9 protein-coding genes are annotated in these 12,777 nt (G+C 44.2%); 2 read left to right on the top strand and 7 right to left on the bottom strand.

Going from position 1 to position 12,777, the window contains the following annotated elements; genetic code table 11:
- The first annotated feature begins 9 nt into the window (after positions 1-9).
- A complete protein-coding gene (tssM, locus tag R7F64_RS10870) occupies positions 10-3,399 on the top strand; it encodes a type VI secretion system membrane subunit TssM (protein WP_318071676.1) in 3,390 nt (1,129 codons plus the stop codon).
- A 31-nt stretch (positions 3,400-3,430) separates the two neighbouring features.
- Positions 3,431-3,883 carry an Lrp/AsnC family transcriptional regulator gene (locus R7F64_RS10865; protein WP_005373369.1) on the top strand — a complete coding sequence of 151 codons (453 nt, stop codon included), beginning with the start codon at positions 3,431-3,433 and terminating at the stop codon, positions 3,881-3,883.
- A gap of 54 nt (positions 3,884-3,937) precedes the next feature.
- Here the strand turns inward: R7F64_RS10865 and tssG are convergent, their stop codons facing one another.
- The 7 genes from tssG to R7F64_RS10830 all read right to left on the bottom strand — a co-directional run bounded on the left by tssG (position 3,938) and on the right by R7F64_RS10830 (position 12,742).
- Positions 3,938-4,936, bottom strand: a complete 999-nt coding sequence (tssG, locus tag R7F64_RS10860) for a type VI secretion system baseplate subunit TssG (protein WP_258656426.1) — start codon at positions 4,934-4,936, stop codon at positions 3,938-3,940.
- Complete coding sequence (gene tssF, locus R7F64_RS10855; protein ID WP_318071675.1) at positions 4,933-6,681, bottom strand: type VI secretion system baseplate subunit TssF; 1,749 nt, start codon at positions 6,679-6,681, stop codon at positions 4,933-4,935. The genes tssG and tssF overlap by 4 nt, the downstream gene beginning before the upstream one ends.
- Before the next feature lie 10 nt (positions 6,682-6,691).
- A complete protein-coding gene (gene tssE, locus R7F64_RS10850) occupies positions 6,692-7,102 on the bottom strand; it encodes a type VI secretion system baseplate subunit TssE (protein WP_033906409.1) in 411 nt (136 codons plus the stop codon).
- Between the two features lie 61 nt (positions 7,103-7,163).
- Entirely contained in the window at positions 7,164-8,639 is a 1,476-nt protein-coding gene (tssC, locus tag R7F64_RS10845; RefSeq protein ID WP_005373378.1) for a type VI secretion system contractile sheath large subunit, read from the bottom strand.
- Between the two features lie 8 nt (positions 8,640-8,647).
- A complete protein-coding gene (gene tssB / locus R7F64_RS10840; RefSeq protein WP_005373381.1) occupies positions 8,648-9,154 on the bottom strand; it encodes a type VI secretion system contractile sheath small subunit in 507 nt (168 codons plus the stop codon).
- Positions 9,155-9,180: 26 nt separating this feature from the next.
- Complete coding sequence (gene tssA, locus R7F64_RS10835) at positions 9,181-10,755, bottom strand: type VI secretion system protein TssA (protein ID WP_234499411.1); 1,575 nt, start codon at positions 10,753-10,755, stop codon at positions 9,181-9,183.
- Entirely contained in the window at positions 10,742-12,742 is a 2,001-nt protein-coding gene (locus R7F64_RS10830; protein ID WP_318071674.1) for a serine/threonine protein kinase, read from the bottom strand. Before R7F64_RS10830 ends, tssA begins: the two co-directional genes overlap by 14 nt.
- Between the last annotated feature and the right edge of the window lie 35 nt (positions 12,743-12,777).

Here is a 12,777-nt window from a genome sequence, read left to right as displayed (position 1 = left end):
TTTAGGCTTATGTTCAAACAAAAACTGTTTAGAAATCCAGTGGTGATTTCTACTATATTGATGTTTTTAGTGGTTGCAATTATCACCACTATTTATCTGCTTTTTCTTGACGAAATCGATCAACTTTATCTTTGGCTGACCCTTGGTGTTATCGCCATGGTTTACGTCACTTTTCAATTCACATTATGGTTGAAGAAAAAGAACAACGCTAAAGCTCAACATTTGGAAACCGAGGAAGAAGCACTTTCTATGGTTATCCAGCCTCTTCTTGCTAACTCAGGCAAGAAACCAATTTACCTGATGCTTGGTAATAAAGGGTCAGGGCGACGTCAATTTTTATTTAATTCTAGTGCAATTAAACCGATGGATCGCACTAGAACCGCTAAGAATGACTTTTTTGAATGGTACGAATCTGACAGCGCTGTATACATCAAACCTGACCAACGCTTAGTGTTCCAGGAAGTATCAAGCAGTGATGCTTCTTTATGGAATACGTTCATTGAAGAAGTTATTCATCATCGACCTCGAAAGCCATTTTCAGGCTGTCTATTCTTCACCGATTTCGAGTTCATGATCGTCTCTGAGCCAGAACAAAAAGAGTACACCATTTCGTCGTTATTGGCGCGCTTGAGTACCATCAACTCTAAAACGTCTTCAGCATTGCCAATCTATTTGATTATGTCAAAGCTAGACAAGTTAGACGGCTTTAAAGAATACATGCACTTTAGCTCTCTCAAGACACGTGTTGAGTTCCTCTCTATCCCACTAAAAGAAGCCAAAGGTGTATTTGCAGAGTACTACCGCGATAGCTATCGAAATCTAGTGAGAGTGCTTGAAAGTAATGCGCTAGATGCATCCGCTAATTCAACGGACATTGATGAGAAACAAGCAATACTCGCTTTCCCTAAGCAGTTTGAGCTATGTCAGTCTGAGGTCAGCTATGTGCTTGAGCGTCTATGTGATGTTAACAACGGTGTCTATTCACTAGACATCCGTGAGATTTTCTTTAGTTCGAGTCTGCAAGGCGGTCGCAAGTACAATTTACTTGCAAAAAGTTGTAGTAATTACTTCAACTTACCTATTATCGCGTCAGAGCATACTCAGTTAACAGAAACGCCTTATTTCTCTCGCTTTCTGATTGATTCACAAATATTGCCGGAAAGCGACTTTGCGGGCGAAAACAAGACGTATCTTCGTCTAATTCAGAGACAAAGCCGTTTGGCAATACTCGGCTCTATTATCCTGCTTACTGGGGGCAGTTACTTCTTTTTCACGACATTAGACAGTAACTTACATGTGATGAATCAACTCTTGAGTATCGATGACAAATCACAAGTGGAGCAAGATGCAAGATTCGATGAGCTTTTAGCGAAGGCGACGAAAGCAATAGAGCCTTCTTATGGGGCGTGGCTTAAAGGTTCTAAGGCTTTGGATGAAGAGATATTACCACTCAACATTAGCCGTTTGGATCAAAGCACTCGCATCGCTTACGAAGCATTACTTAAGGACGTTGCTCAACAGTTGATACCTCTCATTGAGAAAGGTTACCGTCTACAACTGACACAAAATCAAAACACTTTTACACGCGCTTTACCTCTATTGAAGGGGTATCTAATGCTAAACGATCCAACAAAGCGTGATATCCGTTTTTTGCGTCATCAAACTATCCAAATGATGAACGATTTGAGCAACCAAAGTGACGTCGTCAATCAGGCGATGCGCTATTTGGACGCTTACTTTCGCACACAGTTTGATCCAATTGATATCAATATGGATCTTGTTCGCGCAACACGTCGCTCATTGCTAGCAAATTCGAATGTTGATCTCGTTTATGCAGGCATTTTAAACGAAGCAAATTCGATTGATTTAGGAACCCTAGATCTGCAACGAGCTGTGGGTTTTGAGTTTAGCAATGTATTCAACACACCAATCGATAGTGAACGCTTGATCGTAGATAAGATCTATACCTCCACTGGTTTTAGTACTTTTTATCGACCACGCGTGGACCTAATGTCACAACAAGTCATCAGTGACAACTGGGTTTTAGGTCTGTCACAACACGTTATTCCTACTAGTGAAGAACAAGAAGCCTTCAAAGAGGAAGTACGTAAAAAATATACTGACGACTACATCAGTAATTGGCGCAATGCGCTGAGTGAACTAAAAGTCCAAAACTATGACAATGTCGGCGATCTAACGAACGCGATAGACTTAATCTCGGGTCCTTCTTCACCAATGACAACCGTACTGAAGCAGGTCTATGCCAACACACAATTTTCACCCGTTGGTGAAAAAAATGCTCTGATTTCAAAGCTAGACCCGAAACTCGTGGCAGCGGCAGACTCCGCATCAGACGCAGTAGAGGAAGTAGTTAAGCCTGATTACTTGTTAATGAAACGTGTTGAACAAGCTTTTCACTTATTAAACCAACTTCAGGTCAGTGAAACACCAAACTCCCCTACTCCTTGGGATGAGACCGTAACTGCGCTAAGCCGTGTTCGCACGTATATGAAAGACATCGCTGATGCACCTGACCCGCAAATGGCGGCGCTAGCGGCAGCTCAGCATCGAATGAACAGCAGTGAAGCTGACCCATTAATCAAACTTAAACAGATTGCCCAAAAATCACCGGAACCCGTTCGTAGCTGGTTGTTAGATGTGGTTCAACAAAGCTGGTCAGTCATGATTAAAGAGTCCGCTAAAGGCATTCAAACCCAATGGTACAGCGAGATTTACACCAAGTTTAAAGAGATAGGGCTAGGACGATACCCATTTGATCTAACAGCGACCGAGGAAATCTCAATTGAAGATTTTGAATTACTGTTTGCTTCCGGTGGTTTGTTAGACACATTTATTCAGAAAAATTTTGCACCGTTCTACGATACCAATTTATGGACGCCAAAACAGGTGGATGGCGAGACGATGCCAATCTCTCCGGCTCTGTTAGTGCAACTGCGTAACTATAACGTTATTCGAGACACATTAATTAATAAAAGCACTAACCGCGTTCATATTCCGTTTAGTGCAAGAGTACTCGATCTTGATTCTAGTGCGATTAGAGCGAGCTTAAAAATTGCAGATACCAATATAAGTTACTACCACGGTCCAAGCCGCATTCGTGAAATGGCATGGCCACCGCAAAATGGTGACTTCAATATTAGTATCACACTCCAGGATGTAACCGATGAAGGCAGACAGCACGTTTTAAATAAGAGTGGTCAATGGGCGATATACAGATTGCTAGGTGACTCGACCTTGACAAACACTCATAACGGCAGCTTTGTCAGTGACATAAAAGTGTCAGGGAGGGACTTGAGCTTACGCATCACTCCGTTGACACAGAAAAACCCATTCACTCTTGCTGAGCTGTATAACTTTACGCTCCCAGAGTCGATTTAATAACAATATAAAAACAAAATAGGCAGAACACATGATTTCAAACATGACTTTACAAGGTTTAGATAAATTAGATCGAAAAATACTTTCAAGTCTATTGTCGAATGGGCGAGAGTCGATTGCGAATCTATCCCGAAACATTGGTTTGTCTCGAACAGCAGTAGCAGAAAGAATTAATCGTTTAGAAAAGACCGGTATTATCAAAGGCTATACCGCACAGATTCGTGTAGAAAATGAAGGGCGAAAAGCCGCTAGTTATCTACTGATCTCTTGTGAAAAGGGTAAGAAGAATGATGTAACGAATGCACTTAAAGAAATCCCTGAGGTTCGCTTAACGAGCGTTGTTGGTGGCAACTTTGATATTATTGCCCTAATTGAAGCGCCCGACCTGCAGTCTATTCATCATCTTTGTAATGAAATTGAATCATTTAACGGCATTCAAAGGCTTGATACTACCGTTGTACTGCATCAGCCGATCAGTCGTTAAGCTTTTCTGACCTCTTTGAGGAAAACATAAAGGGCCGCTCGTTGAGCGGCTTTCTTATATGCTTCCGATAAGTCGAATTTTGGCGTCTTTATCCCCTGGGTTGCCTAGCCAGAACGTTTGACCTAGTTGGTTCCCTTCTCCATTACCCAGTTTGTTTTCTGGAATACTGTCGAGGTTAACTGTCAACTTTAGGTCCCACGACATTGGGTCACGCAGAATAAAGCGCATCAAGCCCACCAGCGTCTTATGTAACTCACCATCGTAGGAAAACTGCTTAAACGTTTCAAAATCAATGTTGTCGATACACAAGTTAAACTTGCCGTTCAAATCCGCAATGCTTTGTCCCAAGTGTAAGCTTTGCCCCAATATACAATTGGAACGATTGAGTTTGTTACGCTGGCTTTCAGCGATTTCTACGCGTCTATAAACCCATTCTTCGATTCGCACATTCGGCAGTGAAAAGTAGTGCGAAACAATACCGGAAATAAGCTTAGGTGAACGTGTACGCGTAGATAACTGGTTCACGTAAGACAGAACCTTCGCTCGATCTAACTCCGCGACTTCACAATCTTGCATAACGCTAGAAAGACCAGCCAAATGCAGTATGCGCCCAGAAAAAGCATCGCTTGCCCCGCTTTTGTACTGCACGTGATATCGGTATTTCTTCCAAACACGATACAGTAAGCTTGTATAGCGGTTGTGGAAAAAGTCGAAGAAATCCTTCACTGGGTTATCATCGGGATCACGACCGACGAGTTTCTCAGTGTAAGACGCAGGTAGGGGCGAGCTTGAACCATGCAAGCCAAGAAAGTTCGTCTCAATACGTGAATATTGCTGTCCGTTTCTTTCCATATGAGTAATAAAGTCCATATCACTCTTTGGAAAGGACAGGTTTGGCGACACGCTGAACTCAATTCGCTCTTGGTGAAAGTATTTGTTCTCGCCCACGGCAACAAAATTTGAGTTTGGCTCCAGCTGGTAGTGTTTCTCTAACAGCAACACCGCTTGGTAGAAACTAAACTCATTCGACTTATCAGAAAGTGTGTTAATCATAGTATCGTCTGCTGCCCGATTAGGCTTGCCCAGTTGTAAACCTCGCCCGTCGCTTCATCGAACACCTCTAGTTCGGTAAAGGAGTTCACACTCGAATATAAACGGATAAATTCATTCAATACCGTGGCCATAAGGAACATATCGCCTTCATTTACGAAGAACTTAGAGTCCGTCACGAGCTTGAATTGGTTACCACGCACAGATACACCACGAAATACGCGATCGATTGGTTTCATCTCTGAAGAAATAATGCCATCAAGTCGATGAATCGACGCGCGGTGGGCTTGTCTATCGACTCGAGAGTGGAAGTCGTAAGTCGAGAGCAACACTTTCAACACATCGATATTGGCCAAAGACAAGTAGTTGAGCGACATGTTGGCAATCAACTGCCATTGAAGTTCACCATTAACCTGAGGACTTACTGACTGTGTTGGCTTAGTAATGTTTTTAAACGTCGCATACGTTGGCGACTTGTGCGTCGCGTACGTGATATCTCCTACTGACAGGCGCTCCGCTAAGTCCGCGTTACTGCATTGCAGTTTCATCAATACTGTTTCAGTCCCTAAATCCGCAATGTCACCATTGTGAGTATGGAATGAGATATAGCGCTCTAACCCTCTCCCACTTACTCGCTCGCCCACTTTGGATTTGTAGAACTCTCGCTTATCACGCTGGTTGATTTGGTGCTCAAACGATTCAAATTCAATCAGTGGTTTTCGGCGACGCTCGTCTTTACTCCAGCTCTCCACTTGCTCAATGGAATAAACCTCGTAATGCTCCTGAGTGTTACTTTGTGGACGCACCTTGTACTCGTTTCGTCGATGCTCTAAACGGATTGGATCGCCGTCTTTTTCAAACAAGTTAACGGCAGGTGTGCAGTGCAACCTTAAGTGTTTATCTTTAAGCACCACCTCTGAAGGCAAAGCACGCTTAAAGTGGAATTTGATTTTGACCGTGCTGCGCTGTGGAATGCCTTTTAGCCACTCTAAGCCTTTAATGTCGAAGAACATGAACGTATCTGGCAAAGAGAAGAATTCTTGCAGCAAACGGTAGCCTGCAAAGGAATTTTTGCTGTAAGGCAGCAGCGCCTCGTCCTCTTCATGCCCGACTGGCTTAACGTATTCTGGCCCTAAACGATGTTTGTAGCCGCCACCAACATCCAACTCGACGTAATCTAGATAACGGAACAGCCATAAGAAGACAGTGCGAGTAATATGAATCTCACCATGCAGGTGCAAACGCAACGTATCTAAACCGATACGAGACAGTTCCAGGCCATGCTCCGTCGATAACGTCACATCAATCATCGAACTGGTACGGCTGTTAGTTTGTTCGATGTTAGTAATCGTAACTGGGTATAGATTGACGTCATAACAAGTACGGAACAAACACTGCGTGCCTTCTACCTGTTCGCTGGCCATTTCCGCACCACGTTTCACCACGGTTTTCTCAGTAACACTTCCGGTATGCGGTTTTAGTTCGCTAATACACAAAGACGGAATCGAACGCATGTAATGTGGCCACAGCAAAGTCATCAGAGATTGCGTTAGCTCAGGAAGTTCATCGTCAATCTTTTCGCGGATGCGTCCGGTCAAAAAAGCAAAACCTTCCAGCAGTCGTTCGACATCTGGATCAAAAGTTCCTTCAGAGAGAAAGTGAGTTAACTTCGGATGATATTTGGCAAACTCACTACCCGACTCGCGTAAATACGTGAGTTCATCTTGAAAGTATTTACTGTTACTCAAGTGGCACCTACTAAACGTTAAATTGGCCGTCGGTTCCCATGTAGACATCGATCGACATTGGGACTTTACCGCCGTTATGGGAAACTTCGCCGCGAATACCAAAGCCGAGTTGTAATGGATTATGGTGGTCTTCACGGTAATGAACCTCGACATTAAACAGTCGGGGCTCAAAGCGTTCTATGGTTGACGTGATGTTTTTTTGAATATGGCGAACGAGGTTTGTGTTGTTAGAAAGTACGTCGTTAAAATCTGGCAGACCATACTCATTGTCGATCATTGCGTTGCCGGAGTGCGTATTCAACAAGTCAGCGAGATGCGAGTGAATGGATTCAATCAAATGCTTATGAGACACCACTTTCTCGTAGCAGTTTTTTGGTTCTCCTAGCTCGATCCGCTCTAAAAGACGGTAACCTTTTTCCATATGCGGTCCTACGAAAAAAGCAGCCAGTCTTCACTGGCTGCTTGATGGTTTCAGTAATGGGTTATTGGTCTAGCTTACCAACTAGAGACAAGTCGAAGCTTGCGCCCATGTACTTGAAGTGAGGACGTACAGACATCGATACTTTGTACCAGCCTGGATCGCCTTCTACGTCTGATACTTCAACCTTCGCAGCGCGAAGTGGGCGGCGACCACGAACTTCCGCTGGCGGGTTCTCTTGGTCAGAAACGTATTGACGAATCCACTTGTTCAATTCGATTTCTAGGTCAGAACGCTCTTTCCAAGAACCAATTTGCTCACGCTGTAGCACTTTTATGTAGTGCGCTAAACGGTTGATAATGAACATGTAAGGAAGCTGAGTACCTAGCTTGTAGTTCATCTCGGCTTGTTTGCCTTCAGGCGTGTTCGCAAACACTTTTGGTTTTTGAACAGAGTTTGCAGAGAAGAACGCCGCGTTGTCAGAACCTTTACGCATGGTTAACGCAATGAAACCTTCTTCTGCTAGCTCATACTCACGACGGTCAGAAACCAGGATCTCGGTTGGGATCTTAGTCTCGATTTGACCCATAGCTTCAAAGTTGTAAACCGGTAGATCTTGTACAGTACCACCGCTTTGAGGACCAATAATGTTCGGACACCAACGGTACTTAGCAAATGATTCACTGATCTTAGACGCCATCGCGTACGCTGAGTTGCCCCATAGGTAGTTATCATGGCTGTCTGTCACTTGCTCATCGTAGTCAAACGCCTTAATTGGGTTATCTTCTACAGAGTATGGCGTACGTAACATAAAGCGAGACGTACATAGACCTAAATAACGTGCATCTTCGTGCTCACGCAGACCACGCCATTTCGCGTACTGTGGACCTTCGAATACAGACTTCAGATCTTTTAGGTTTGGCAGCTCTTCATAGCTGTCTAGGCCAAAGAATTTAGCCGATGCCGACGTGATGAATGGTGCGTGAGACATTGCGCCTACGTTCGCCATGTATTCCATCAGTTTGATGTCAGGCGAAGAGGCAGACATAGCGTAATCACAAATGACGGCGCCAACAGGTTTACCACCGAACTGGCCGTATTCACGTGTGTAGATTTGCTTGTACAGGCCAGACTTCACCACCTCTGGAGCGTCTTCGAAGTCATCAAGAACTTCGTCTTTCTTCGCAGAGATCAGTTCAATTTGAATGTTCTCGCGGAAGTCAGTGTGATCAACCAGGTACTTAAGGCCACGCCACGTTGATTCAATCGCTTGAACTTCTTCGTTGTGAAGAATTGCATCAACTTGCTTAGACAATTTTTGGTCGATTTCAGAGATCATCAGATCAACCAGAGATTGGTCGACTTTCTCTGTGTTCGAACTGCTTAGTAGCTCACTGATGAATGCTTCTACGCCGCGTTTTGCAACGTCAAAACCTTCATCACTTGGCTTTAAACGTGTTTCGTTAAGAATGCTATCCAGAAGTGAGCCTGATTCAACTAAGGCTGCTTCTTGTTCTGGCGCTTGTGCTTCTGCAGACATGATATCCCTTACTCTTCTTTCGCGTCTTGGTCGTTGCCAATGCTTAGTTCATCCAACAGTTTCTTTCTCGCTTCTTCATCTTGAAGAACCGATGCGATCTTCTTACGGAACGCAGGCACGTTTCCTAGAGGACCTTTAAGTGCAACCAAGGCTTCGCGAAGCTCAAGTAGGCTGTTTAGTTCAGGTACACTTTTCGCGATCGCTTCAGGAGAGAAGTCCTTCATGTTTTGGAAGGTCAGATCAACACCAATCTGGCCGCCTTCTTCATCAGAAAGACGGTTTTCAACGTTGACTTTAACGTTTGGAGACATGCCCTCTAGCACTTCGTTAAAGTTGTCTTTGTCGATGTTAATTGGAGTACGTTCTTCAATTGGTGTCTCATCTGCACGCGCAGTAAAGTCGCCAACTACCATCATGCTTAGCGGCAGCTCTACGTCTTCTTGCGTATCGCCAGTTGCTGGAACATAACGGATATTAATTCGCTCTTTAGGAGCCACCGAGCCGTCACGTGACATAATTCGTTCCTTATCTAACTCTTTAATTAGTCGTAAATTGCTTTCCACTCTTCATACTTCTCAGGTAGAAGATCCTTGCTTCCAAATAACCGATGGAGTGTTTTTCGAATTAGGTCTTCTAACTGTGACGATAAGTGGGGTTCCCAGCTCGCGAGATTAAACGCTTTTTGTACTTCCCACCCCTTCTCAAGATACGGCAAACACAACGGGTATAATCCAACAGACTGGTAAGCTGCTATCAATTGTAAATACAGCATGAACTGCCCACGTCCCGAGCTATCCAGCTCAAGTTTGCGGGCAAGCTCTGCGGCACATTCCCCTAGATTTTCTAGAGTGATATCCTCCATTGGCAGCGAGTCTTCCTGCGAAATCACAACCGTTTGAACAACGGGTTGAGAAGTCGAAGAAGTAGTATCTTGAGTCGATAACCAGCTCAAGGTCGCTTCATCTGCAAATGGTATAGAATTCTTAAATGAGAGGTGCTCGATGCCCTCTAGCGATTCAACAAAACGCGTCACTTCTTGTTTCACAGCAAGTGCTGCATCATCAAAGCCCAAGTTATTAAGCATCGAATACACGAAGTAATGGCCCGTCAGCCAAAACGGCGCATCCGTTAATGTGCGCTCCAAACGCTTAATCGTGTCGATGTCGCTTTCTTGGTCTGCTTTATCTCGGTACTCCGCTTGTTGATCGGACGACACTGCCAAGCTCAAAGGCGTTTGATTGTTTTGATGGTCGGGTAGACCATCAATGTCATCCCAAGTCAGATGACGATAAATCCGGTAAGCCAGCGGATCACTTGGGTTCGCATGAAGCATGACTTCCGCAACCTTCTTCAAGGTGCGCTTAGAAGCCGTGGGCGAAGAGAAGTCCGTATCGACATCGACTTCTTTTGCTACCGCTTTCTTAACTGGCGCAGGTTTAGTGGCCGGCGGAACCGCCTTCACCGGTGCGGTTTGCACTTCGCTCTGTGCCGGCGTTTCTACTGCGGCAGGCTGTGCAGTTGGCGTAGATATCGCCTGTTCAACAGTGACCGATGCGTCATCGATTTGGTCATCCGCCGCAGCTTGTTGAGATAAGACGTTGAGCTGAGTGCGAATCTCAAAGAAATCCGCTTCTGAGTCTTGGTAAACCTCGTCGTACTGGCGCTGCACTTCTTCAATAGTCGAAATGCAGTTTGATACCAAATCCCATGATTGAGCACTTTCCGCTAACTTGCTGCTGACCAGTTTAAACTGATGGTTCAACCATTCGACCGCGCCATCTCGACCCCGCTTTCGGGAAGGATACAATTCAACGCCAAAGCGACTTAACGCCTCACTAAGCAGCTTTAGACCTTGTTCAAAGCCTTGCAGACCAAACTCTTCTGTTAGCGCGCGAACGAGGTAACAAATGGCTTTTAAGTCTTTACTGTGGTGCTCTAGAACTTCAGTCGCGTGCGTTTTTACCACGCTCCAATCTACTGTTTCGCCAAACAAGGAACCGAATTTCTTCACTTCAGATTCCATCATTTCATAGCAAAACTCGTAACGGGCATCGTTACCCACTGGAGATTCATCAGAAATAGGATTAAGCAGACGATCGATATCAATGTTGGACAAAATTCACGTCTCCTTCAGTCAAGTAATCTCTCAACGCACGCGCTACCGCAATTGCGCCATTTGCTGGCTTAGATAATCGATGGCTCTGCTCTATCGCATCCGACGCCATGCTATCTAGAATTTTCGTGATTTCTGGAAATTTACTTGGTGCATTCCGTTCTAAATCAGCAAGGGATTCATGTAGCTTTTGTTTGTCGTAAACGGATTGCTCCATCACGGTGCTAAACAAAATAAATTCGCTTCTTGCGACGATTAAATCCTTTATTTTTTTGTCTAGTTCTGGCGTATTACCGAAGTAGGCTTTGGCTAATTCAGCTTCTTCAATTGCTTTGGTGTAAAAGTGCGCCTCTGCATGTTTATCGATGGAGTCATTAATATTTTCCATCACAGCCTTTGGTAAGATTTGGTTGTAGAAATAGGCTTGTGACTGGTTTAATAACCATGCCTCTTTCATTTCATTTTCTGCGAGCTTAGCTTCACCATCTAAAATTAAGCGAGCAATCTGCTTATCTCGACTGCCAGCTATGGCAGATACTTTCATGGAATCGATAGAAGCGACATTTAACCCAGACATCACTTTAGTCAACGCCTCATCCGCATATGGAAACAGAGCACCGTCACGAACAAGGGTTTCTCGCAAGGTGACAAGCTCCTTACGTAATTCGACTAATGCCATTGGTAAGCCATCCGCTAACGATTGATACGACGTTAACTGAGCCTGTTTTTCTTCATATAAACTCGAGAGGCTTAACTGCTGAGCTTGATATGCTGTTCGATAAGCTTCTGTCATATCAATACTCTGTTTAGCTTGAGACAATTCTTCTTTGATTTTCCATGGAGGCTGAGCCAAAAAAGAAGCCGTTTCAGAGGGCGTAATAACGTGAGTTACAGGAGCGACTCCTCGGGGAAAAATGGCATCCAATTGATCTTTATTCTGTTGATATAAATAGCTTCCTGCTGTTGCCAGCACACTCAACACTAAGCTCGCCTCTAATATTTTAAAGCGACCATACGCCGTTTTATCATTTGGCTTACAGTGTGTAAGCAGCAAGTCCGCGTTACGCAAGCTACTGAAAATTGGTGCGTTAGAATTTGAGCTAATTGATTGCGTATCGATTCGCGCTAACTGTTGAGCAAAAGAAATAGCGGTATAGCCATGCCCTCTTGGTTTGTTGATGACTTCTTTCAGCAATTTCCAAATATGAGCCGGGATCAAAGCCGGACGCTTTCGGTCTTTTAACTGCTTATTCCAAGCATCACCAAATATTGAGCCTAAAAATAGATGTCCAGCGAGCAAAGCGAGAGAGTAAACATCATCTTGCGGTTCCGCGATGCCAGTTTCTATATAAAGAGGGGAGGCGTAGCTCAAGCTTGCCTCAGCGTAAGGTTCTGTCTCTCCAATGTAACGAGCAGCGCCGAAATCAATGAGCTTAACGTAATCGCCTTCACTCACTAATACGTTAGATGGTTTAATATCAAGATGGCAGATACCTCTTGTATGCATAAACTCTAGAGCGCCAGCGAGTTGATACACCAACCAAGCGATGTGGTCGTGGCGGAAGCCTTTAGAAGAATGACGCTCCATTTTTTCTGCCAGTGATTCACCTTGGATCCACTCGTACATCAAATATGGGCGTTCAAATTCATTGCCGATTTTTACAAAGTTAGCCACGCTAGGGTGTTGAGAAAGCTCCAGCCTGCTCGCTTCGTTAATCAACATTTTGCTCGCAAATTCTGGCGAGTCATCATTGATAACTTTGCAACAGATTTGCTTCTCTGGCTGCCCTTTTTTTGCAAGATGGTAAACCGTTGTCTTACCATTTCTAGAAGGAAGCTTGTCTAATACATCAAACTGTGAAAAAAGCACGTACTCAAGCTTCGGCTTATTTTTTTCTGCTAGCCTTTGCTCATTCAGTTTCTTTTTCTCAATAGCTTTAACAACCAACTGATCGATATATCCTTTGGCTGTACTCTGATTATTAGACACTTAGTACTCTTTCATAGAATAAATATTATTAGAGT

The organism is Vibrio sp. Vb1980 (assembly GCF_033338615.1).
GTDB classification, from domain to species: Bacteria; Pseudomonadota; Gammaproteobacteria; order Enterobacterales; family Vibrionaceae; genus Vibrio; species Vibrio alginolyticus.
Note: the sequence above shows the minus strand (reverse complement) of the source record. Positions and strands in the feature narration are given on the sequence as shown.

Coding starts and splice junctions, on each gene's coding strand:
- tssM (WP_318071676.1), top strand. CDS start 10: ATGTTCAAACAAAAACTGTTTAGAAATCCAGTGGTGATTTCTACTATA.
- R7F64_RS10865 (WP_005373369.1), top strand. CDS start 3,431: ATGATTTCAAACATGACTTTACAAGGTTTAGATAAATTAGATCGAAAA.
- tssG (WP_258656426.1), bottom strand. CDS start 4,936: ATGATTAACACACTTTCTGATAAGTCGAATGAGTTTAGTTTCTACCAA.
- tssE (WP_033906409.1), bottom strand. CDS start 7,102: ATGGAAAAAGGTTACCGTCTTTTAGAGCGGATCGAGCTAGGAGAACCA.
- tssC (WP_005373378.1), bottom strand. CDS start 8,639: ATGTCTGCAGAAGCACAAGCGCCAGAACAAGAAGCAGCCTTAGTTGAA.
- tssB (WP_005373381.1), bottom strand. CDS start 9,154: ATGTCACGTGACGGCTCGGTGGCTCCTAAAGAGCGAATTAATATCCGT.